The organism is Actinokineospora sp. HUAS TT18 (assembly GCF_051364635.1).
Taxonomy (GTDB): Bacteria; Actinomycetota; Actinomycetes; order Mycobacteriales; family Pseudonocardiaceae; genus Actinokineospora.
Window position 1 is genome coordinate 5,355,242 of record NZ_CP195645.1, and the last position, 20,189, is coordinate 5,375,430.

The following is a 20,189-nucleotide window of genomic DNA, read 5'->3' on the forward strand; positions in this document are numbered from 1 at the left end:
AACGTCTCACGACAGGCAGAACAGCTCACGGGCTGGGACGCAGCCGGTACCGGGGGGTATCGGTTCAGGGTCGCGACGACGACAGGGGTGGGGGCTATGCATCTCGAAACTAAGGTCGACTGGCGAGTCCGCGCGACATGCCGGGACGAGGATCCGGACGGTCTTTTCGTCCGCGGCGCCGAGCAGCGCAAGGCCAAACTGGTGTGCATCGCGTGTCCGGTCCGCACGGAGTGCCTGGCTGAGGCGCTGGACAACCGGATCGAGTTCGGCGTGTGGGGCGGAATGACCGAGCGGGAGCGCCGCGCGCTGCTGCGCCGCCGTCCCGACGTGGACTCCTGGCGCGAACTGCTCGACGACGCGCGCCGCAGCCACACGTACGAGGACGAGGACGTCAGAGTCGGCTAGTTCTTTCCCAGCTTCGTCCCGATAGTGCGCAGGCCGTGGAGGTCATGCACGTCGGTGGCCATCGCCGGGACGTGGACCAGCGCGACGGTCGGGTGGGCCTTGGTGAACCGGGAGATCAGTCGACGCTCCCGCTGCGCCAGCGCCACCCGGTCGGCGTGCAGGCGAAGCACGGCCGCGGCCAGGGGTGAGTCGCCCGCGGCCTCCAGGTTCTCCGCCGCCGCCAGCGCCTTGGGCGCGGGCAGCGCGGACAGCACCGGGTGGGTCCGGTTGACCACCAGACCGGCCAGCGGCATCGACTCCGCGGCCAGCCGCTCGACGAAGTAGCTGGCCTCGCGCAGCGCGTCCGGCTCCGGGGCGGCCACCACGACGAACGCCGTGCCCTCCGAGCGCAGCAGCTCGTAGGTCTTGCGGGCGCGCTCGCGGAAGCCGCCGAACATGCCGTCGAAGGCCTGCACGAACGCCGACGCGTCGGCCAGCAGCTGCCCGCCGACGATGGTCGACACCGCGCGCGCGAACAGGCCGAACCCGGTGCTCACGACCTTGCGGATGCCCCAGCCACCGGCCCGCGCGGGCCCGGTCAGCAGCTTGATCATCCGGCCGTCGAGCGCGGTCGACAGCCGCTGCGGCGCGTCGAGGAAGTCCAGGGCCGAGCGGGACGGCGGGGTGTCGACGACGATCAGGTCCCAGTGGCCCTCGGCGGCGAGCTGGCCCAGCTTCTCCATCGCCATGTACTCCTGGGTGCCGGAGAACGAGCTGGAGATCGTTTTGTAGAACGGGTTCGCCAGCACCTCCTGCGCCCGCTTCTCGCCCGCGTGCGCCAGCACCATGTCGTCGAACGTGCGGCGCATGTCGAGCATCATCGCGCTGAGCTCGCCGTCGGGCTCGAACCCCTCGACCGCGACCGACTTGGGTGTGTTGCCGAGTTCCCGCAGGCCAAGGGCCTGGGCGAGCCGCTTCGCCGGGTCGATGGTCAGCACCACGACCTTGCGGCCGCGTTCGGCGGCGCGCACCGCGATGGCCGCGGCGGTGGTGGTCTTGCCGACGCCGCCGGAGCCGCAGCACACGATGACGTGTGTGTCCGGGTCGTCGATCAGTGCGTCGAGGTCGAGGTCGCTCATCGCACGCCCTGGTCGATCAGGGCCTCGGCCAGCTCGTACAGCGCGGCCATGTCGATGCCGTCCAGGTCGGGCAGCTCCACTGTCGACAAGTCGACTTCCCCGAGCTGCTCCCGCGCGCGCTGTTCGGCCTGCACCCGGATCGCGTGCTCCACGGTCTCCTCGACCAGCCCGTCCAAGTCCTCCGCGGACAGCTTCAGGCCCGCCGACTTGAGCCCGGTGCGCACTCGCGTCGCGTCGACCCGGCCGTCTGCGGCGGCGGTGACCGACCGCGCGGGCAGCCGCGGCGGCCGCACCCGATTGACGATCACCGCGCCGGGCCGCAGGTCGGCGCCGTCCAGTTCCTCGACGGCCTCGACGGTCTCGCGCACCGGCATCTCCTCCAGCAGCGTGACCAGGTGGACCGCGGTGTCGGCGGAGTGCAGCAGCCGCACCACGCCGTCGCTCTGGCCCTTGATCGGGCCGACTTTCGCCAGGTCGGCCATGGCCTTGGTGACGTCGAGGAACTTCACGATCCGGCCGGTCGGCGGGGCGTCGAGCACGACGGCGTCATAGGCGTGCCTACCGTTGTCGTCGGTGCGCGTGACGCACTCCTTGAGCTTGCCGGTGAGCAGGACGTCGCGCAGGCCCGGCGCCAGCGTGGTGGCGAACTCGATCGCGCCCATGCGGCTGAGCGTGCGGCCCGCGAAACCCAGGTTGTAGAACATGCCCAGGTACTCCAGCAGCGCGGCCTCGACGTCGACGTGCAGCGCGCGCACCTCGCCGCCGCCGTGCGTCGCGGCGACCCGCTCCTCCGAATAAGGCAGCGGCCGGGTGTCGAAGAGCTGGGCGATGCCCTGCCTGCCCTCGACCTCCACCAGCAGCACGCGCTTGCCGCCCGAGGCGATGGCCAGGGCGAGCGCGGCGGCGACGGTGGTCTTACCGGTGCCGCCCTTGCCGGTGACCACGTGCAGACGGGCTTTGGCGAGTTGCTCAGTCCAGCCGACGACGGGTGTGGTCACCCTTTCAGCGTAAATGCCCGGTTGGCCGGGACGCCGGTCGAGTGGCTCACCCGACAAGCAGCATCGTCGACCCCACCGCGCCCACCACGATCACCGCGCCCCACGCGATCCCGGGCGCCAGCACCGTCAGGGTCAACACGCAGAGCAACACCAGCAGGGTCGCCCCGATCGCGCCGGAGATCGCCACGGTGCTGCCCGAGCCGGTCCGCTCGCGCACCTTGGCCATCGTGACCAGCACCAAGACGACGCCGCCGACGAACAGCAGCACGGTCGCGATCATCCGCCAGGTCTCCACACCGCAACCGTAGCCACCAACTGTCCGGAGCTGTTCTAGGCTGCCGCCCATGACGAAGTGGGAGTACGCCACGGTGCCGCTGCTGATCCACGCGACCAAGCAGATCCTCGACCAGTGGGGCGAGGACGGCTGGGAGCTGGTGACCGTCCTGCCCGGTCCCACCGGTGAGCAGCTGGTCGCCTACCTCAAGCGTCCCAAGGGGGCCTGACATGAGCTGGTCGGACCGTCTCGCCGAGCTGGGGATCAAGCTGCCCGCCGTGCCGCCGCCCGCGGGTGCCTACATCCCGGCCGTGCGCACCGGCTCGCTGGTCTACACCGCGGGCCAGGTGCCGTTCGTCGACGGCAAGGTCGCCGCGACGGGCAAGGTCGGCGGCGACATCACTCCGGAGCAGGGCGCCGACCTCGCGCGGATCTGCGCGCTGAACGCGCTGGCCGCGATCGACAGCCTGGTCGGCATCGACTCGGTGACCCGAGTGGTCAAGCTCGTCGGCTTCGTCGCCTCCGCCGAGGGCTTCGGCGGCCAGCCCGCCGTGATCAACGGCGCGTCGAACTTCATCGGCGAGATCTTCGGCGACGCGGGCCTGCACGCCCGCTCGGCCGTCGGCGTGGCTGAGCTGCCGCTGAACGTGCCGGTCGAGGTCGAACTGATTGTCGAAGTCGCATGACCTCCGGGGCGGCCGAGTGCCACGAGCTGCTGCTGCGGCTCGCGGGCCGACTCGGCGACCGGGAGCTGTGGCGCCTGCGCGACTGGCTGTCGGGCGGCTCGCTCGACGCCGTCGCGCGCGCCCTGCCGCTGACCCTGCTGCGCGAGCGCGTCGGGATCACGCCGTCGGAGTTCCGGCTGATCAACGGCTCGCTGCTGCCCGCGGGCGCCGACCCCGAGCGGCTCAACGCTGTTTCGTGGGTGGACGAAATCAGTGACGTGGACTACACCTTCTCCACCGAGTCCCCCGATTGGGTGAGTATGGGCGACTCGGTGGCGGTGGTCCTCATGGCGATCCTGCGCGGTCGGCCCGACGTGGTCGAGGCGCGGTCGACATGGCGGCGGGACCGGACCGGCGCGGGCGCGGCGACCAGGGTCGTCCTGGTGACCACGACCGGCGACGCGGCCCGGCTCACCGGGGAGCTGCAGCGCGTGCTGCGGGCCCTGGGGACCTACGAACCCGCCGTCGAGGTGCTCCCCGAGGGCCTCGAACCGCCGGTGTACCACCGTGCCGCGCTCGCGGCGTCGGAGTCGCTGGTGGCCAAGGGACATCTAGTACCGAGCTAGTCCATAGCGGAGGGGTCCGATCGTGGCAAAGGTCGCAGCAGGCACCGGATGGTCGGGAGTGACGCTCCCGGTCCGCGTGCACGATCTCCTGCTGGCCCTCGCGGGCAGGCTCGACGACGACGCGCTCGCCGACGCCCGCGAACTACTCGCCTCCACCGAGGTCGACCGGGCGCTGGAGCTGATCGTGGGCTCGCTGGCCTCGGGTCCGATCCCGGTGACCATCGTCGAGCACGACGAGCTGACCGAGCTGATGGCCGCGGCCCACTGCGACCCGGCGGTCGTGGAGCGGCTGACGGTCACCGAGTCGGCGGGCAGCACGTCGCACAAGTTCTCCAGCGGCAAGATCGGCGGCATCGGCGCCGACCAGGGCGTGGCCGAGGCGACCATCCAGGTCCTCGACGTGCTGCCCGACATCCGCGCGGTGTGGGCGGTCTGGCGGCTCACCCCGGCGGGCGCGGCGTCCGGCCCGGTGCCGCACCGCGTGGTGCTCATCCGGATCGGCCCGAGCGGGTCCGGCCCGGCCACGGCCTACCGCGTCGAGCACGCGCTGCGCCGGGCGGGACTGACGGCGTCGGTCGAGGTGCTGCGCGACAGCACCGAATCCAGCGACTACCACCACTCGGCGATGCGCTACGCGACGTCGGTGCCGCTGGAGCGGTCTTCGACGTCGTCGCAGTCGTGGACGCCGTCGCCGACGCCGAAGCCCGCGCCCGCGCCGAAACCCGCCAAGGAGCCGTGGATCCCGTCGGCCACCGATGAGGCCGACGCCGACGACCAGGAGCTCAGCCTGCTGCGCGAGCTGCAGGAGGAACTGGCTCGGCGCGAGGGCGGCGACGCGCCCGCGTGGAAGTCGGACACGTCGTACGACTGGCAGGAGGCCAACCGGTCGACGCTGGTCAACGGTGTGCCGCTGCAGGCTCCCGACCAGCCGTGAAGAGCTAGACCCGGTCTGTCACGGCGCCTAGCAGCCGCTGCACGACGAGTCCTCTATGGACGCTCAGCGGGTGGTCGGTCCGACCCGCCGCGACGAGCGCGGTGAACTCGTCGAGCAGCGTGGCGAACGCGTCCGGCGCGGCGGTCGCGCGGCCGGTCAGCTCGCGGTAGCCGTCGTCGCCGTACACCGAGATGTCGGTGATGGTCGGGCGCAGGGGCATGAACATCGACAGCGTCGACGTGCTCGTCGCGCCGCTCTCGTGGCCCAGCACCACCGTCCACAGATCAGGCTCGCTCCGCCGCGCCGCGACCACCTCGGCGACCGGCCCGAGCGCGGCGTCGAGCAGGTCGAACACGTGCGGCCCCACATCGGCCAGCGCGCCGCCGTCGTGCCGCCACTGCGACGACGAGTACTGGCCGCCGAGCAGCGCGCCCGACAGCCACCGCGCGTTCCCGCCCGCCCAGCCCGCGCCGCCGTGGATGTCGGCCAGCCACGCCCGCGTCTCCGGGGCGAACCGCCGGATGAACACCACGACCGACGCGACGCCCGCCTCGCCGACGGCGTCCGCCAGCCGCTCGGCGGACTCGACCGACTCGGCGATCGGCTTCTCCAGAATGAGGTGTTTGCCCGCTTTCGCGGCCTTCGTGGCCAACTCGGCCTGGATCGCGGGTGGCACGGCGAACGCCACTGCGTCCACTTCGGACAGAAGCTCGTCGAAGCCGCCGACCACTGGCGCGCCGAACTCCCGGGCCGCCTCGGGGCGCCGAGCCCACACGGCGGTGAGCTCGGTGCCCGGATGCCCGGCGATCCCCGGCGCGTGGACCACGGCCGCCCACGGTCCAGCGCCGACAAGACCGACTCGCAGCACGGTGTCACCCATGCCGCTCATCTTGCCCGATTCAGATTCCTCAGTACCCGAAGATGTTGTTCGACCGCGGCGCGCCCGCCTCGAACTGCTGCTCCACGTCCTCGTAACTCTGCCAGCTGTCGCCGCCCGCCGGGTCGAGCACGTGCAGCCACGTGCCTTCCGGCGTGCCGTCGGTCTTCGCGCCCGCGATCACGATGCGGTGCCACGGGGCACCGGGCACGATCACACCCTTCGGACCGTTGTCCAACAGCTGCAACCAGCCGTCCGGCGTGTAGCACGCGGGCGCGATCAGGTGCATGTCCACCTGCGACAACGCCTGGTCCACCTCGGCGACGGTCGCGCCGTCGCGGGGGAGGCCGACGTGGTCGCACAGGGTGTGGTCGTCGAAGTTCGAGCCGTCCCGGTAGTTGACGATCATCGCGATGGACGCCGCCCAGCAGGTCTCCTCGCTCTGCTGGGTGATGTGCACGACGGGGTGGTCGACCTCCCCGGCCTGCCACCCGGTCTGGTCGTCGCCACCCGAGCCGTCGCCGTCGGCGGGGTCGGGCGGACCGGGCTCCTTGGACACGTGATCACGCAGACCGCCCCACGTCTGCCTGCCTACGACCCCGTCGACCTGCATGTTCATCGCGGTCTGGTAGTTGCGGACGGCGGTTTCGAGCTCGTCGTCGAACACGCCGGTGTCGTCGCCGTCCCAGTAGCCCTCCGAGCGGAGGAGCTGTTGCAGATAGGTCACCCAGTCGGATTCGGTGGACCCGTTGCGCAGAAGGATTTCGCCAGCCATCCCGTCAGGGTCGGCCCCGGCGCCCGGGCTCGTAATGTCCGGAAGGGCAGCCAACCGCGCGCCCGGCCTTGGCCAACCCGCGATCCGGCCGCGTAGGGTCTGGGCGTGCGCGAACTGCCCAAGGAGATGGTGCTGCCGGACGGTTTCGTCCTCCCGGAGCCCCCCGACCCGCCTGCCGTCCCCAAGGACGCCGCCACGGTCATCATCGTCCGCGACCCCGGCCCCGAGGTCTTCCTCCTGCGCCGCGTCGCGGGCATGGCGTTCGCGGGCGGGATGACGGTGTTCCCCGGTGGCGGTGTCGACCCGCGCGACGCCGACGCGTCCGTCGCCTGGCACGGCCCCGACGCCGACTGGTGGGCCGACCGCTTCGGCTGCGACCCGGCCATGGCCCGCGCCCTGGTGTGCGCCGCCGTGCGCGAGACCTTCGAGGAGTCCGGCGTTCTGCTGGCGGGCCCCGACGGCACCCGGGTGGTGTCCGACGCCCGCCCGTTCCACGCCGCCCGCCAGGACCTGGTCGACCGCAAGTACTCCTTCGCCCAGTTCCTCAACGACAACCAGCTGGTCCTGCGCGCCGACCTGCTGCGCCCCTGGGCCCACTGGGTCACCCCCGCCGAGGAACCCCGCCGCTACGACACCCGCTTCTTCCTCGCCGCGATGCCCGAGGGCCAGGTCGCCGACGGCGCCACCACCGAGGCCCAGGACGTCGCCTGGCAGCACCCCGGCGCCGCCCTGGCGGAGTGGGAGGCAGGTGAGCGCGGCCTGATGCCGCCGACCTGGATGGCCCTGGCCGACCTCAACGACCACCCGTCGGTCACCTCGGCGATGGCCGCCGACCGCACCATCGACAAGATCATCCCCAAGATCGTCCGGGACGGCCGCAAGGTCCGCGTCGTCCTCGCCGAGGCCGACTCATGACCCACCCTGCCTACGGCACCGTCCGCCCGGTCACGCCGTACGCGTCGGTGCTGCTGGAGGACAACCCCAGCACCATGACGCTGGACGGCACCAACACCTGGCTCCTGCGCGCCCCCGGCGCGTCGGGCTGCGTGGTCGTCGACCCGGGCTACGAGGACGAGCCACACCTCACCCGCGTCCTCGAGGCCGCGGGCACGATCGAGGCCATCCTCATCACCCACCACCACGCCGACCACGTCCAAGGCGCACCCTGGCTCGCCCGCAAGGCCGACGCCCCCGTCCGAGCCTTCGACCAGGCCCTGTGCCTCGGCGCCGCATCGCTCACCCACGGCGAACGCCTGACCTTGGCAGGCCTCGACATCGGCGTCGTCCACACACCCGGCCACACCGCCGACTCCATCAGCCTGACCATCGCCCACGACAGCGTCCCCGCCGTCCTGACCGGCGACACTGTCCTCGGCCGAGGCACCACCGTGATCGCCCCACCCGACGGTGACCTGGGCGCCTACCTGGACTCCCTGGAGACCCTGCGCGGGTTGCCCGGGGTGGTCCTGCCCGGCCACGGCCCCGACCTACCGGACCTGCCGACGGTCGCCGCCCAGTACCTGGCCCACCGCACGCAACGCCTGGACCAGATCCGCGCCGCCCTGGCCACCCTCGGCCCCGCCGCGACCCCGCGCCAGGTGGTGGAACTGGTCTACGCGGACGTCGACCAGTCTCTGTGGCCCGCCGCCGAGTGGTCAGTCCAAGCCCAACTGGACTACCTCCGCCGCACGCCCTGAGCGCGCATCGGACACGCCCCACCGGGTGGGCCCGCTTGACCGGCCGTTGGACACGGTCGGGCTCGAGTGGGTTCGGTATGCCACACGACCGTCGGCTATCGCGAGATCGCGGTCGATGGGCTCGTGAGCCGGGTTGTCGTTAGTACCTCCAGTCGGTTCGTGGGGTCGCGGCCGGACGACCGGCCGACAAGCCGGGCGAACGGGCAATCAAGGAGCCGGGCGAGCCGGCGTCAACGGCCGGGGTGAACCGGTCATTGAGGAAGCTGGGCGATCGGGCGCTCAGCTTGCGAGGTGCCGCCTGCGCGGCCGGGCCTGGTCGGTCGACTACGTCGCCGAGCGGCCCGTCCCGAGCCGAAGGGGGCTGGTCAGGCCGTCTTCGGGGGCAGCATCGGCATGATGATGTACCGCAGATCCACCTCCCCAGCCTCAACCGCCGTCACCACCGTCGCCCGCATGCCCGGCTGGATGGCCAGGTGCACCCGGCGGCCCGCGAACGGGCGTAAGGCGTCGGTCAGGTAGCGGGCCTGGTACGACGGGCTGGTGCGGCCGCCGTCGACCGTGGCCTTCACCGATTCCTCGGCCTCGCCCGTCTGGCGGTCGGCGGTGCGGAGGCGGAGGTGGCTGTCGCCGACTTCGATGGAGACGACGCCGCGGGTGTCGGTGAAGAGGGCTACCCGGCGGGTGGCGTTGGCGAGGGTGTCGGCGTCGAGTTCGACGTGGGTGTCGACTTCGGACAGGGCCAGCTTGGTCTCGCTCAGGTAGCTGCCGTCGAGCACCGCCGTCGTGACCACCATGTCGTCCCACGTCAACGCCAGGCGGTTGGCGTCGACGCCGATCGACACCGTGCCGGTGACCTGTTTGCCGACCTCCGCCAACAGGGTGGCGGGGATCAGCGCGTCGACCTCCGCGGAGCCCGGTGACCAGGGGATCGTCGCGATGGCCATGCGATAGCGGTCGGTGGCGCGCAGGACCAGGTTCGATCCCTCCGACCGCACCCGCACCCCGGTGAACAGGGGCAGTGCCTCGTCCCGGGCGGCGGTGGCGGCGACCGTCGACAAGGCCGAGGCGAACAGGCGGGCCGATACCGACCCGCCCGCGGCGGGCGGCGCGGGCACGCCCGGGTGCAGCGCCACGTCGAGCAAGGGGAGGGCGAAGCGGGCGCCCTCGGTCCGGATGGCCAGCCGGGTGCCTTCGACGACCAGCCGGACCTGCTCCTGCTCTAACGCGCGCAGCGTCTCGGCCAGTGGCTTGGCCGGGACGAGGACCTGACCCTCGGTGTGGACGAGCGCGTCGCACGTGATCCGGGCGGTGCGTTCCCGGTCGTTGGCGGCGAGCTCGACGCCCTGTGCCGTCGCGGTCAGCAGGAGGCCGCTGAGCACAGGGTCGACGAGCTTGCCGGGCACGAGTCGGATGACATCGGCGGCGGCGGTGGCCAGCTCGGCGGTGGTGATCGTCAGGTCCATGGATGGAAGGTATCCCGATCCACCGACACGTGCGGAAAGTTATCCACAGGCCCTAGACGAGGGCTGGCTCCCGCACCGAATCCACTGCGTGCACGTCCACGACAGTCCGCCGACGTGCGTAAACGATGCCCGCGAACAGCAGACCGGCCGCGCTCGCCGCGAAGTACGACGCGGTCAGGCTGACGTTCTCCACCAGGTACCCGCTGACCGACTGGCCCAGCGCCAGGCCCAGCGTCACCGCCGTGATCACCCAGCCGAACGCCTCCGTGGTCGTGCCCTTCGGCGCGACCAGTTCCAGCGCCGCGGAGTGGGCCGTGGCCTGCGGAGTGATCAGCGTGCCCACCAGCAGCAGCGCGAACCCGAGCCCGACCAGCGAGGTCGGGATGGCCAGCACCAGGGTGAACAGGGCGAACCCGCCGAGCAGGACCGGCAGCCGCAGCGACATCGCCCGCGGCCACGGACGCACCCCGTAGAGCACGCCGAAGATGACCGAGCTGACCGACCACAGGCCGAGCAGCAGGCCGCCGACCGGCGCGTTCCCGGCGTGCGTCGCCGCGGCGGGGACCGCGACCTCGATGAAGCCGATCGTCACGCCGAAGCCCATCGCGGCCAGCGCCACCGTGCGCATGCCAGGGGCGGCCAGCGCACCCAGCATGCCGGTGCCGCGCAGCTGCGCGCGGTCGGGACGGAACGAGCGCACCGGGGGCATCAGTGCGAACGAGACCCCGCCGACGACCATGAAGGCCGCCGCGGCGACCACGCCGGTGCCCGCCCACGGCGCCGCGACCAGCAGACCCGCGAGAGCCGGGCCGAGGATGAAGAAGACCTCCATGCTGATCGACTCATAGGCCAGCGCCGCGTTCAGCGCCGGACCGGGCGGCACCAGCCGGGTCCACATCGCCCGCGACGCCGAGCCGATCATCGGCTCGGTCGCGCCGACCAGGAAGCCCAGCCCGACCAGCACGGGAGTCGCCGCGCGGGTCTCGATGGCGAGCACGCTGATGGTGACGAGCACGGTGAAGACGGCCGAGGTGACCAGCAGGGGGCGCGTCGGCCCGATTCGGTCCATGATCCGGCCCTGGGTCACTGAGCCCAGCGCGACACCAACCAGGCTGCCCGCCGAGACCAGCCCGGCGATGGCGAACGAGCCCGTCGCGTGCTGGACGTAGAGCAGCATGGAGAGGCCGACCATCGCGATCGGCAGCCTGCCGACCAGCGCGGACAGCACCGGACCCCGCGCTCCCGGGGTGGTGAGGGCGGTTCGGTAGTCGGCGAGGCCAGCGGAGTGGGACATGCGTACCAGTATGCCGCACTCTGGTACGGCCGTACCAGTTATTTTCGGTGGTTTCGGCCACCACCCGAGCGGGTAAATCTCGGTTACATAACGAGAAGCTGGATTCCACATGCATTCAGGCAACGAAACGCGGGGCCCAGGAGTCCTTGAGGGTGATACCCCTTGAACTCGGGGCAGAAATCTTGCGAAAGTTCCTGAGTGGACGTCACGGCCGAGTGGCGGAACGCGATAGGCCAAGTGACGAACAGGAGTTCCTCCGGTAGCAGGGTCGGGGCCCGATCCGGAGGGCGGGGAGCGTGAGCCGTCGGGGGATGGTTCGCGCACATACGGGAGGTCGGTGCGCCGCGTCGGGGGCGGCGCCCGGCCTCTCGTCTTTGTAGCTAAGGACTCAGCGCGCGCGGCGGGCCAGGCGCTCCGGGTCGAGGATCAGCACGCTCTTGCCTTCCAACCGCAGCCAGCCGCGGTGGGCGAAATCGGCCAGCGCCTTGTTCACCGTCTCGCGAGACGCGCCGACGTACTGCGCGATCTCTTCCTGCGTCAGGTCGTGGGTGACCCGCAGCAGGCCCGCCTCCTGGCTGCCGAACCGCTGCGCGAGCTGCAGCAGCGCCTTGGCGACCCGGCCGGGCACGTCGGTGAAGATCAGGTCGGCCAGCATGCCGTTGGTGCGGCGGAGCCTGCGGGCGATGACCCGCAGCAGCTGCTCGGCGATCTCCGGCCGCGTGGCGATCCACTGCCGCAGCGCGGGCCGGTCCATCGTGACCGCGCGGACCTCGGTGACCGTGGTCGCCGTCGACGTGCGCGGCCCCGGGTCGAAGATCGACAGCTCGCCGAACATGTCGGACGGGCCGAAGATGCCCAGCAGGTTCTCCCGGCCGTCCGGAGACTTGCGGCCGAGCTTCACCTTGCCCGATTGGATGATGTAGAGCCGGTCGCCCGGCTCGCCTTCGGCGAAGATCACGTGCCCTCGCGGGAATTCCACGGACTCGAGCGTCTGTGCGAGCGCTTCCGCCGCGGCAGGCTCGACCCCTTGGAAGATGCCCGCGCGGGCCAGGGTCTCATCCACCTCGGTCCTCCTGTGTTCACCTCGGCGCGCGCGTCGAATGCCGCGCCGATCACTCCTGTCAGTGTAGGGCGTCCGCCAGGTTTGCCCTGGCGGCTCGCCGTCCGCGCGGTCGCACGTTCGGCGTGTATAGATCGCCCAGTTGGATGACCCTAGCGTCTACGGGCGGCCCTTGCGACCGCGCAGCTTGGCGGCACGGCCACCGAGCCTGCGCAGGCGGAAGAGTTCGAGCGCGCGACCGATGCCGTGGCCGTACAGCGCGCGGACCTCGTCGGGGCGTGCGCTCTCGAGGAACTCCTCGACGTCGGTCTCCTGGACCGCGACATGGCGCAGGCGGGTCTCGACGCGCTCCATGAACAGCGCGAAGAACATGATCACAACGGGTACCGCGAACACGAACCAGACAGCCATACTCGTCGATCCTCGCTCGTCTCGTCGTCCGGATTCTCGATGGTCTGCTCGATAGACGTCTGGGGCACAGATCGGGTTGTCCGACGGCCCGTAGGCTAGCGAGGTGCCGCCGACGACCCGCCGCCCGCCCCGTGCTGCCGCCGCGACGGAGGGTGAACCCAGTCTCTCCCTGACCCGGCGCGCCCGCCGGATGACGCGAGCGCTCGCCGAGGGCTATCCCGACGCGCACTGCGAGCTCGACTTCACCACCCCGCTGGAGCTGGCGGTGGCCACGATCCTGTCCGCGCAGTGCACCGACGTGCGGGTCAACATGACCACGCCCGCGCTGTTCGCCAAGTACCGGACGGCCGCCGACTACGCGGGCGCCGACCGCCTTGAGCTGGAGGAAATGATCCGGCCGACCGGTTTCTACCGGAACAAGACGACCTCGCTCATCGGCCTCGGCGCCGCTCTGGTCGAGGGCTTCGGCGGCGAGGTCCCGGCGAAGCTCGAGGACCTGGTGAAGCTGCCTGGGATCGGCCGCAAGACCGCCAACGTCATCCTCGGCAACGCGTTCGGCGTGCCCGGGATCACTGTCGACACCCACTTCGGCAGGTTGGTCCGGCGGTGGAAGTGGACAGAGGAAGAGGACCCGGTCAAGGTCGAGCACGCCATCGGCGCCCTGGTCCCGCGCCGCGACTGGACGATGCTCTCGCACTGGGTGATCTTCCACGGCCGCCGCGTCTGCCACGCCCGCAAGCCCGCGTGCGGAGCCTGCCTGCTGTTCCGCGACTGCCCGTCCTACGGCGCCGGTCCGACCGAGCCCGCCGAGGCCGCCAAGCTGGTCAAGGGCGACGAGGCCCCGCACCTGATCGACCTCGCCGAGCGCACCCGCGACGGGTACCGGCCTGGGAAGCAATGAACCTGCGTTGGGCGTTGGTCGCGGTGATCCTGCTGGTAGCGGGGGTTGTCGCGTTATGGCCTCGGGACCGGACACCGCAGACACCCGCGCCTGACCTGGGCCCTGCCCGGGCCGCCGCGGCATTGGCGCCCTGCGCGGCTGACGGCAACGTCGGGTCATTGAAAGACGCGACCGCGGAGTGCCTGGCCGACGGCAAGAAGGTCGATCTGGCGGCCGCGGTGGGCGGCAAGCCCGTCCTGGTCAACGTGTGGGCGACCTGGTGCGTCCCGTGCCGCGAGGAACTGCCCGTGCTCGCCGAGTACGCCGCCGCGCCGGACGCCGTCGCCGTGGTCGGCCTCGCGGTCAAGAGCCCTCCGGCAGATGCCTTGGGCCTGCTGCGCGACTTGGGCGTGCGGTTCCCCAACCTGCTCGACACCGACGGATCGGCCGAGCGCGCGTTCAAACTGCCTCCCGGCCTGCCCGCGTCGTACCTGATCGCCGCGGACGGCACGGTCACGCTGATCGCCGAGCCGAGGATCCTCACCTCGACCGACGCCGTGCGCGACGCCGTCACCCGCTACCTCGGAGGGGCTCGATGACCCACGGACCGCTGGTCGACCCCGCCGCACTGCCCGACTGGCTCGCGCCGCTGGTGGCAGCGACCGCCGACCTCGACCCGCACATGTGGCGCCGCTTCTCCGCCCCCGACGAGAACGCCCGCGAGGCCGCCGTGCTGATCCTGCTCGGCGAGGGCATCGATGGCCCTGACGTGCTGTTACAGCTGCGCGCGAACGGCGACGACAAGCACTCCGGCCAGGTGGCGTTCCCCGGCGGCAAGGCTGAGGACTACGACAACGGGCCGGTCGACACCGCGTTGCGCGAGGCCGTCGAGGAGACCGGCGTCGACCCGGCGGGCGTGCGCCCGGTCGCCCTGCTCCCGCCGCTGCACATCCCGGTGTCGAGGTTCCACGTGACGCCGGTGGTCGCCCAGTGGGTCGAGCCGAGCCGGGTCTGGGCGGTCGACCCGGCCGAGACGCAGGCCGTGGCCAGGGTGCCGATCGCGCACCTCGCCGACCCGGCCAACCGGTTCATGGTTGGCCACCCGTCCGGCTTCACCGGCCCCGCCTTCGCGGTGCCGGACATGCTGGTCTGGGGCTTCACCGCGGGCCTGCTGACCATGCTGATCTCCGTCGGCGGCTGGGAACAGCCCTGGGACACCACCGACGTCCGCGACCTCGACACCGCTTGGCGAGCGCTCCAGTCCTAGACGAGCACCCGGTCAGCCGCTCGCAGCGGCGCGCCGAGATCGTGCAGGTAGCGCAGGACCTCCGCGTACGACCGCACGAGGCTGGTCTGGCTGTACGGGATGCCGTGCTCGGCGCAGAACCGCTGCACGATCGGCTGCGCGTGGCGCAGGTGCGGCCGCGGCATGCTGGGGAACAGATGGTGCTCGATCTGGTAGTTCAGCCCGCCGAGCACGAAGTCGGTGACCGGGCCGCCGCGGATGTTGCGCGAGGTCAGCACCTGCTTGCGGATGAAGTCGAGCGAGTCGTCGGTGATGGTCGGCATGCCCTTGTGGTTGGGCGCGAACGAACATCCCATGTAGACGCCCCACAGGGCCTGGTGGACGACGATGAACACGACCGCGATCCCCGGCGACAACACGAGGAAAACCGCGATCAGGTAGCCCACGAGGTGGGCGGTGAGCAGCGCGCCCTCCACCCGGCGTGCCCGGTTCTCGGCGCTGAACACCGACTTGAACCCGGCGACGTGCAGGCTGATGCCTTCCAGCGTCAACAGCGGGAAGAACAGCCACGCCTGGTGCTTGGCCATCCAGCGCAGGAAACCGGTCTTCAGCCTGGCCTGCGTGCTGGTGAAGGCCAGCGCGGCGATGACCAGGTCGGGGTCGCGGTCCTCGTGGTTGGGGTTGGCGTGGTGGCGGTTGTGGCCGCCGATCCACTCCTGGAAGCTCATCCCGATCAGGCCGCCGTGCACGGTGCCCACCGCGTCGTTGAGCCTGCGGGTGCGGAAGATCTGCTTGTGCCCGGCGTCGTGGCCGATGAAGGCGAGCTGGGCGAACACGATCGCCATGAACGCGGCGATGAACAGCTGCCACCAGGTGTCGCCGAGGAACGCGAAGGCCACCCAGGCCCCGGCGAACGCGACGAGGTTGCCCGCGATCTTCGCGGCGTAGTAGCCGTGGCGGCGCCTGAGCAGACCGGCGGCGCGGATCTCCCGGGACAGCGCGGCGTATTCGCTGCCGGGTTGCGCCATGGTGGTCATCCGAGCTGAGCCGTCGCGCGCTCCGAGAAGCTCATCTGGCGGGGCTTGTCGGTGCCCGCGCCCTCGGTCGCCTCGCGCTCGGCGGGCTGCTGGGCCGCGGGGTGGCTGAACACCACCGGCTCGATGGTGGGGTGGTCGTTATTGGTCATGGACTCTCCTGTGGATATGCGTGTCACCGCCACGTGGCGGGAAGAAGGCTTGGCCTGGTCGGCCGGAAGTCGATCTGGGGTCGGGCACGCACTCGGCACCGCCCCTGAGCAGTGGGCCCGCCGTTTCTCAGTGCTCCTCGCAACCGGGGTTCACGGCGATCGAACCTGCCTGCTGACCCCCACGGTACGCGAAGTGGCCCGCCGCGCGCCATGGCCGGGCCGATCGGCGGGGCAGGTGAAGTAGCGTGGCGGTCCAACGGCAACGCGACGCGCGGAGGTCTGAGGCTTGAACTGGGTGGACGTTCTGGTCGTCGCGCTCGCCGTGCTGGCGGCGATCTCGGGGGCACGTCAGGGCGTGATCACCGCGCTGCCCGCGTTCGTCGGCGTGCTGATCGGCGCGGTCGCGGGCATCAAGCTGGCGCCGCTGGTGGTGGCGGGCATCGAGTCCACACCGACCAGGGTCGCCTTCGCCGTGGCGATCTTCGTGCTGCTCGTGGCGCTCGGCGAGACGTTCGGGGTGTGGATCGGCCGCACGATCAAGCAGAAGATCTCGTCACCGAAGCTGGCCGGGGTCGACAGCGCGCTGGGCGCGATCGTGCAGGGCGCGGTCGTGTTCGTGGTGTCGTGGCTGATCGCGCTACCGCTGACGACCGTCGGCGGCCTGCCCGGACTGGCCTCGGCGATCAAGGACTCGGCCGTGCTCGGCGGGGTCAACGAGGTCATGCCGCAGGCCGCGCGCGGCCTGCCCAACGAGCTTCGCCAGCTGCTCGACGTCTCCGGGTTCCCCGCCGCCGTCGACCCGTTCAACCGCACGCCCAACAAGGAAGTCGAGCCGCCCGACCCCGCGCTGCAGGCCAGCGCCGAGGTCCAGCGGGTCCGGCCGAGTGTGCTCAAGATCAACGCCAAGGCGCCGTCGTGCGAGCGGGCGCTGGAGGGCAGCGGGTTCGTCATCGCCAAGGAGCGCGTGATGACCAACGCGCACGTCGTCGCGGGCACCAACGAGGTCAGCGTCGAGTCCGGCGACCGCAACCTGCGCGCCCGCGTCGTGCTCTACGACCCGGCCACCGACGTCGCGATCCTGGCAGTGCCCGGCCTCGCCGCGCCCGCGCTGCCGTTCGCGGCGGCCGACGCGTCGAGCGGGCAGGACGGGATCGTCCTCGGCTACCCGCTCGACGGCCCCTACACCGCCTCGCCCGCGCGCGTGCGCGACCGGATCCCGTTGCGGGGACCGGACATCTACGACTCGTCGACGGTCAACCGCGACGTGTTCACCCTGCGTGCGAAGGTCCTCAGTGGAAACTCGGGCGGTCCGCTGATCGACCGCAAGGGCGAGGTCATCGGCGTGGTGTTCGGCGCGGCCGTCGACAACTCGGAGACCGGCTTCGCGCTGACCGCCGCCGAGGTCCGCGACGAGGTCAACCGCGCCCCCGGGCTCACCGAGCAGGTCGGAACGGGCCGCTGCGCTAGCTGAGGAACTTCGTCAGCAGCGCGTTCGTGACGGCCGGGGCTTCCTCGTGGGGGTAGTGGCCGACGCCCGGAAGTACGTGCTTCTCACCCTGGCGTGACGCGTCGCGGGTGCGGCTCAGCACACAGGGGTCGGCGGCGCCGTAGACCTGCAGCACCGGCTGCTCGATCCGCCGCCGCATCGCCTCCGCGTAACGCCTGCCCTCGCCGCGCAGCTGCGAGCGCACCGCCCAGCGGTGGTACTCCAGCGCGCAGTGGGCGGCGCCGGGCACGAGCATCGCCTGCTTGTACTGGTCGACCGCGCCGCGGAAGTCGCGGTGCCCGGTCCACAGCGGACCGGACCACGACCGGATCAGCTGCTCGACGGCGGCGGCGTTGTCCCTGGTGAGGCGGCGTTCGGGGAGGATCGGCAGCTGCGCGCCGAGCAAGTCCACGGCCCTGGCCTGGTTGTTTGGCCTGGTACGCAGGGCTGTGCGACGGATCTGGGTGCGCAGGATGAGCGGGTGCGGCGCGGACAGCGTGCCCACGGAGTGCGCGACGCGGGGGTGCAGCGCGGCGACAGTCCAGGCCAGCAGGCCGCCCCAGCCGTGGCCGACCAGGTGCGCGCGGGACTCGCCGAGCGACTTGACCAGCCCGGCGACGTCACCCGCGAGGGTCCACGCGTCGTAGCCGCGCGGAGGTTTGTCCGAATCGCCATAGCCGCGCAGGTCGACGGCGACGGCGCGGAACCCGGCGTCGCCCAGCGCGGTCAGCTGGTGCCGCCACGTCCACCAGAACTGCGCGAACCCGTGCAGCAGCAGCACGAGCGGGCCCTCGCCGGTCTCGGCGACGTGCAGGCGGATGCCGTTGGCGTGGACGTCGCGGTGCGTCCACGGCCCGTCGACGCGCACGATCGAGGGGTCGGGGCGGGAGCGCACGGCGCTGCTCAGCGGTGGCCGATCAGCCGCGACGGACCGGCACGGCCCCGTGGCCGTCGCCGAGCTGCGCGTGCCCGTTGGTGCTGGGCTCGCCCCGGTGGGTGAGCGCGGCGGCGGTGTCCTTGAACGACTCGATCGTCCGCTTCGGCGCGCGGATCGCCCGCACCTTGCGGTAGCCGAGGAAGCCGAAGAACCCGGCCATCGTCAGCATCAGGAAGAACACGATGCCGAACGCGACCGAGCGCAGCAGGCCGAGGTCGGCCAGCAGCTCGGCGAGCGCGAAGAACAGAAAGAAAGAGCTGTAGAGCAGAATCGTCAGCGCCACGATGAAGAAGACGCTGCCTTTGAGCCCCTTCTTGATCTCGCCGGTGACCTCGGACTTGGCCAGCTCGACCTCGGCCCGCACGAGCGTGGACAGGTGGGTCGTGGCGTCTTTGACCAGGTTGCCGATCGACTGGTCGCCCGCGGCCGCGAACGCGCGGTCGTCGGACAGGGGGATCGAGGGCACCTTGGGCAGCCCCGAACCGTCACGGTCTCCGTTTGCGTGCGCGCTGCTCACGAGCGCCATCGTGCCATGCCCTGATCGGGCGAGCCGATCGGATGGTCAATCTCGCAGATGAACGCGGCTGCGTCGCACCAGCAGCGCCGCCGCCAGCAGCGACGCCGCGGCCGACGCGACCAGCACTGCGGCCTTCGCCAACTCGGCGTCATCACGCCCGAGTGACAGCTCGGCTATCAGCAGGCTGACCGTGAATCCGACACCGCCGAGCATCGCGACCGCGCCGAGGTCACGCCAGCCCATGCCCTCGGGCAGGACCGCGACCTTGAGCCGCACGGCGAGCAGCGCGGCCCCCACGATGCCGATCAGCTTGCCCACGATGAGGCCGGCCATGACCGCCAGCGCCATCCGGTCGGTGAACAGCTTCCCCAGGGCCTCGCCGTTGACCGGGACACCCGCGGCGAACAGCGCGAACGCGGGCACGGCGAACCCGGCCGACCACGGCTGCAGCCGGTGCTCCAGCCGAAGACAGGGGGACTCCTTCTCATAGGGGTCGCGCCGGACCCGGGTGAGCAGGCCCATCGCCACGCCCGCGACCGTCGCGTGGATGCCGCTGGAGTGCACCGCTATCCAGATCGCGATAGCCAACGGCACGTAGAACCACGACGACCGGATGCGCTTGTGCTGCAGGTACCAGTACAGCGCCAACAACACAGCCGCCGCGCCGAACGCGACGAAGTTGAACGACGCGGTGAACAAGACCGCGATGATGATGATGGCGCCGAGATCGTCGACCACAGCCAGGCTGAGCAGGAACACCCGTGCGCTGCTCGGCATCCCCGACCCGGTCAGCGCGAGCACCCCTAGCGCGAACGCGATGTCGGTGGCCACGGGGATCGGCCACACGTCGCCCGCTCGCGGGTCGCCCCACGCGACCGACAGCGCCACCATCGCCGGGATGACCATTCCGCCAAGGGCCGCGAGCGCGGGGAGTAACGCGGCCTTGAACTTCGACAGCTCTCCGATCACCAACTCGCGTTTGAGCTCTAGGCCGGCAACGAAGAAGAAGAGTGCTAGCAGACCGTCCTTCGCCCACGCCCCGATGCTCAGGTCCAAGTGGAGGGCCGACGGGCCGATCTTGAAGTCGCGGACCGCCTCATACGCGCCGCTCGCCGGCGAGTTGGCCAGCAGCAGCGCGACGGCCGTCGCGCCGAGCAGCACCATGCCGCCGACCGTTTCCGTCCGCAGATAGCGCGCGAACTCGGCGACGACCTTGGGCGGGCTGGGGCGGCGGCGCTGTGACAATGATCACTCCTGGTTCGGCGGATACCTCGGCTCGACGCCGACCAGACTTCCCGGCACACCTACCGTCGATCCTAACGGACCTTGCTGACCTGCGA

General features: G+C 71.2%; 25 protein-coding genes. 11 read left to right on the plus strand and 14 right to left on the minus strand.

Features of this window, described 5'->3' with window-relative positions; genetic code table 11:
* Positions 1-96: 96 nt before the first annotated feature.
* Complete coding sequence (locus ACSHT8_RS24700) at positions 97-405, plus strand: WhiB family transcriptional regulator (RefSeq protein WP_436493278.1); 309 nt, start codon at positions 97-99, stop codon at positions 403-405.
* Here the strand turns inward: ACSHT8_RS24700 and ACSHT8_RS24705 are convergent.
* The 3 genes from ACSHT8_RS24705 to ACSHT8_RS24715 are packed head-to-tail and all read right to left on the minus strand — an operon-like array spanning position 402 to position 2,816.
* Positions 402-1,523 carry an ArsA family ATPase gene (locus tag ACSHT8_RS24705; protein ID WP_436493279.1) on the minus strand — a complete coding sequence of 374 codons (1,122 nt, stop codon included), beginning with the start codon at positions 1,521-1,523 and terminating at the stop codon, positions 402-404. The genes ACSHT8_RS24700 and ACSHT8_RS24705 overlap by 4 nt on opposite strands.
* Complete coding sequence (locus ACSHT8_RS24710; RefSeq protein ID WP_436493280.1) at positions 1,520-2,521, minus strand: ArsA-related P-loop ATPase; 1,002 nt, start codon at positions 2,519-2,521, stop codon at positions 1,520-1,522. The genes ACSHT8_RS24705 and ACSHT8_RS24710 overlap by 4 nt, the downstream gene beginning before the upstream one ends.
* A 46-nt stretch (positions 2,522-2,567) precedes the next feature.
* Positions 2,568-2,816, minus strand: coding sequence for a hypothetical protein (locus ACSHT8_RS24715; protein ID WP_436493281.1), 249 nt, complete (start codon positions 2,814-2,816; stop codon positions 2,568-2,570).
* Positions 2,817-2,865: 49 nt separating this feature from the next.
* Between ACSHT8_RS24715 and ACSHT8_RS24720 the strand changes: the two genes are divergently transcribed.
* From ACSHT8_RS24720 to ACSHT8_RS24735, 4 genes are read left to right on the plus strand one after another with little or no spacing between them, the layout of a single operon-like run.
* Positions 2,866-3,024, plus strand: coding sequence for a hypothetical protein (locus tag ACSHT8_RS24720; protein WP_436493282.1), 159 nt, complete (start codon positions 2,866-2,868; stop codon positions 3,022-3,024).
* Position 3,025: 1 nt separating this feature from the next.
* Positions 3,026-3,481, plus strand: a complete 456-nt coding sequence (locus tag ACSHT8_RS24725; protein ID WP_436493283.1) for a RidA family protein — start codon at positions 3,026-3,028, stop codon at positions 3,479-3,481.
* Positions 3,478-4,086, plus strand: coding sequence for a hypothetical protein (locus ACSHT8_RS24730; RefSeq protein ID WP_436493284.1), 609 nt, complete (start codon positions 3,478-3,480; stop codon positions 4,084-4,086). The genes ACSHT8_RS24725 and ACSHT8_RS24730 overlap by 4 nt, the downstream gene beginning before the upstream one ends.
* A gap of 22 nt (positions 4,087-4,108) precedes the next feature.
* Complete coding sequence (locus tag ACSHT8_RS24735) at positions 4,109-5,020, plus strand: hypothetical protein (protein WP_436493285.1); 912 nt, start codon at positions 4,109-4,111, stop codon at positions 5,018-5,020.
* Between the two features lie 4 nt (positions 5,021-5,024).
* Here ACSHT8_RS24735 and ACSHT8_RS24740 read toward each other — a convergent pair whose 3' ends face one another.
* Positions 5,025-5,900, minus strand: a complete 876-nt coding sequence (locus ACSHT8_RS24740) for a Gfo/Idh/MocA family protein (RefSeq protein WP_436493286.1) — start codon at positions 5,898-5,900, stop codon at positions 5,025-5,027.
* A gap of 28 nt (positions 5,901-5,928) precedes the next feature.
* On the minus strand, positions 5,929-6,672 hold the full coding sequence (locus ACSHT8_RS24745) for a peptidoglycan-binding protein (protein WP_436493287.1): 744 nt from the start codon (positions 6,670-6,672) through the stop codon (positions 5,929-5,931).
* Between the two features lie 126 nt (positions 6,673-6,798).
* Here ACSHT8_RS24745 and ACSHT8_RS24750 point away from each other — a divergent pair, with 126 nt between their 5' ends.
* Together ACSHT8_RS24750 and ACSHT8_RS24755 are read left to right on the plus strand one after the other, a co-directional pair.
* A complete protein-coding gene (locus ACSHT8_RS24750) occupies positions 6,799-7,587 on the plus strand; it encodes an NUDIX hydrolase (protein WP_436502169.1) in 789 nt (262 codons plus the stop codon).
* Positions 7,584-8,369: an MBL fold metallo-hydrolase gene (locus tag ACSHT8_RS24755; protein WP_436493288.1), complete on the plus strand. Its 786-nt coding sequence runs from the start codon at positions 7,584-7,586 to the stop codon at positions 8,367-8,369. The genes ACSHT8_RS24750 and ACSHT8_RS24755 overlap by 4 nt, the downstream gene beginning before the upstream one ends.
* Positions 8,370-8,734: 365 nt before the next feature.
* On the opposite strand, the gene dnaN is transcribed toward ACSHT8_RS24755, so the two are convergent.
* From dnaN to ACSHT8_RS24775, 4 genes are all read right to left on the minus strand, one after another.
* Positions 8,735-9,832: a DNA polymerase III subunit beta gene (gene dnaN, locus ACSHT8_RS24760; protein WP_436493289.1), complete on the minus strand. Its 1,098-nt coding sequence runs from the start codon at positions 9,830-9,832 to the stop codon at positions 8,735-8,737.
* 52 nt (positions 9,833-9,884) lie between these two features.
* On the minus strand, positions 9,885-11,126 hold the full coding sequence (locus ACSHT8_RS24765; RefSeq protein WP_436493290.1) for an MFS transporter: 1,242 nt from the start codon (positions 11,124-11,126) through the stop codon (positions 9,885-9,887).
* 388 nt (positions 11,127-11,514) lie between these two features.
* Entirely contained in the window at positions 11,515-12,189 is a 675-nt protein-coding gene (locus ACSHT8_RS24770) for a Crp/Fnr family transcriptional regulator (protein ID WP_054053794.1), read from the minus strand.
* A gap of 156 nt (positions 12,190-12,345) precedes the next feature.
* Positions 12,346-12,597: a hypothetical protein gene (locus ACSHT8_RS24775; RefSeq protein WP_054053796.1), complete on the minus strand. Its 252-nt coding sequence runs from the start codon at positions 12,595-12,597 to the stop codon at positions 12,346-12,348.
* Positions 12,598-12,787: 190 nt separating this feature from the next.
* On the opposite strand from ACSHT8_RS24775, the gene nth reads away from it, so the two are divergent.
* The 3 genes from nth (at position 12,788) to ACSHT8_RS24790 (ending at position 14,744) form a co-directional block, all read left to right on the plus strand.
* Positions 12,788-13,498 (plus strand): endonuclease III, encoded by a 711-nt coding sequence (gene nth / locus ACSHT8_RS24780; protein ID WP_436502170.1) that lies wholly within the window; start codon positions 12,788-12,790, stop codon positions 13,496-13,498.
* A gap of 158 nt (positions 13,499-13,656) precedes the next feature.
* Positions 13,657-14,076: a TlpA family protein disulfide reductase gene (locus tag ACSHT8_RS24785; protein WP_436493291.1), complete on the plus strand. Its 420-nt coding sequence runs from the start codon at positions 13,657-13,659 to the stop codon at positions 14,074-14,076.
* A complete protein-coding gene (locus ACSHT8_RS24790) occupies positions 14,073-14,744 on the plus strand; it encodes an NUDIX hydrolase (protein WP_436493292.1) in 672 nt (223 codons plus the stop codon). The genes ACSHT8_RS24785 and ACSHT8_RS24790 overlap by 4 nt, the downstream gene beginning before the upstream one ends.
* On the opposite strand, the gene ACSHT8_RS24795 is transcribed toward ACSHT8_RS24790, so the two are convergent.
* Entirely contained in the window at positions 14,741-15,760 is a 1,020-nt protein-coding gene (locus tag ACSHT8_RS24795) for a fatty acid desaturase family protein (protein WP_436493293.1), read from the minus strand. The two genes, ACSHT8_RS24790 and ACSHT8_RS24795, sit on opposite strands and share 4 nt — an antisense overlap.
* Complete coding sequence (locus tag ACSHT8_RS24800; protein WP_436493294.1) at positions 15,757-15,909, minus strand: hypothetical protein; 153 nt, start codon at positions 15,907-15,909, stop codon at positions 15,757-15,759. Before ACSHT8_RS24800 ends, ACSHT8_RS24795 begins: the two co-directional genes overlap by 4 nt.
* 286 nt (positions 15,910-16,195) lie before the next feature.
* Between ACSHT8_RS24800 and ACSHT8_RS24805 the strand changes: the two genes are divergently transcribed.
* A complete protein-coding gene (locus ACSHT8_RS24805) occupies positions 16,196-17,380 on the plus strand; it encodes a MarP family serine protease (protein ID WP_436493295.1) in 1,185 nt (394 codons plus the stop codon).
* Here ACSHT8_RS24805 and ACSHT8_RS24810 read toward each other — a convergent pair.
* The 3 genes from ACSHT8_RS24810 to nhaA are packed head-to-tail and all read right to left on the minus strand — an operon-like array spanning position 17,373 to position 20,094.
* The gene (locus ACSHT8_RS24810) at positions 17,373-18,290 is read right to left on the minus strand and encodes an alpha/beta fold hydrolase (RefSeq protein WP_436493296.1); all 918 of its coding nucleotides are present in this window, start codon (positions 18,288-18,290) and stop codon (positions 17,373-17,375) included. The two genes, ACSHT8_RS24805 and ACSHT8_RS24810, sit on opposite strands and share 8 nt — an antisense overlap.
* Positions 18,291-18,312: 22 nt before the next feature.
* Positions 18,313-18,858 (minus strand): phage holin family protein, encoded by a 546-nt coding sequence (locus ACSHT8_RS24815; protein WP_436493297.1) that lies wholly within the window; start codon positions 18,856-18,858, stop codon positions 18,313-18,315.
* 36 nt (positions 18,859-18,894) lie between these two features.
* A complete protein-coding gene (gene nhaA / locus ACSHT8_RS24820; protein ID WP_436493298.1) occupies positions 18,895-20,094 on the minus strand; it encodes a Na+/H+ antiporter NhaA in 1,200 nt (399 codons plus the stop codon).
* Between the last annotated feature and the right edge of the window lie 95 nt (positions 20,095-20,189).

Excerpts from the sequence above, each read along its gene's own strand:
- dnaN (WP_436493289.1), bottom strand. The coding sequence starts at position 9,832 with ATGGACCTGACGATCACCACCGCCGAGCTGGCCACCGCCGCCGCCGAT.
- ACSHT8_RS24740 (WP_436493286.1), bottom strand. The coding sequence starts at position 5,900 with ATGGGTGACACCGTGCTGCGAGTCGGTCTTGTCGGCGCTGGACCGTGG.
- ACSHT8_RS24730 (WP_436493284.1), top strand. The coding sequence starts at position 3,478 with ATGACCTCCGGGGCGGCCGAGTGCCACGAGCTGCTGCTGCGGCTCGCG.
- nth (WP_436502170.1), top strand. The coding sequence starts at position 12,788 with ATGACGCGAGCGCTCGCCGAGGGCTATCCCGACGCGCACTGCGAGCTC.
- ACSHT8_RS24705 (WP_436493279.1), bottom strand. The coding sequence starts at position 1,523 with ATGAGCGACCTCGACCTCGACGCACTGATCGACGACCCGGACACACAC.
- ACSHT8_RS24745 (WP_436493287.1), bottom strand. The coding sequence starts at position 6,672 with ATGGCTGGCGAAATCCTTCTGCGCAACGGGTCCACCGAATCCGACTGG.
- ACSHT8_RS24765 (WP_436493290.1), bottom strand. The coding sequence starts at position 11,126 with ATGTCCCACTCCGCTGGCCTCGCCGACTACCGAACCGCCCTCACCACC.
- ACSHT8_RS24725 (WP_436493283.1), top strand. The coding sequence starts at position 3,026 with ATGAGCTGGTCGGACCGTCTCGCCGAGCTGGGGATCAAGCTGCCCGCC.
- ACSHT8_RS24720 (WP_436493282.1), top strand. The coding sequence starts at position 2,866 with ATGACGAAGTGGGAGTACGCCACGGTGCCGCTGCTGATCCACGCGACC.
- ACSHT8_RS24755 (WP_436493288.1), top strand. The coding sequence starts at position 7,584 with ATGACCCACCCTGCCTACGGCACCGTCCGCCCGGTCACGCCGTACGCG.
- ACSHT8_RS24795 (WP_436493293.1), bottom strand. The coding sequence starts at position 15,760 with ATGACCACCATGGCGCAACCCGGCAGCGAATACGCCGCGCTGTCCCGG.
- ACSHT8_RS24790 (WP_436493292.1), top strand. The coding sequence starts at position 14,073 with ATGACCCACGGACCGCTGGTCGACCCCGCCGCACTGCCCGACTGGCTC.
- ACSHT8_RS24775 (WP_054053796.1), bottom strand. The coding sequence starts at position 12,597 with ATGGCTGTCTGGTTCGTGTTCGCGGTACCCGTTGTGATCATGTTCTTC.
- ACSHT8_RS24800 (WP_436493294.1), bottom strand. The coding sequence starts at position 15,909 with ATGACCAATAACGACCACCCCACCATCGAGCCGGTGGTGTTCAGCCAC.
- ACSHT8_RS24700 (WP_436493278.1), top strand. The coding sequence starts at position 97 with ATGCATCTCGAAACTAAGGTCGACTGGCGAGTCCGCGCGACATGCCGG.
- ACSHT8_RS24750 (WP_436502169.1), top strand. The coding sequence starts at position 6,799 with ATGGTGCTGCCGGACGGTTTCGTCCTCCCGGAGCCCCCCGACCCGCCT.
- ACSHT8_RS24815 (WP_436493297.1), bottom strand. The coding sequence starts at position 18,858 with ATGGCGCTCGTGAGCAGCGCGCACGCAAACGGAGACCGTGACGGTTCG.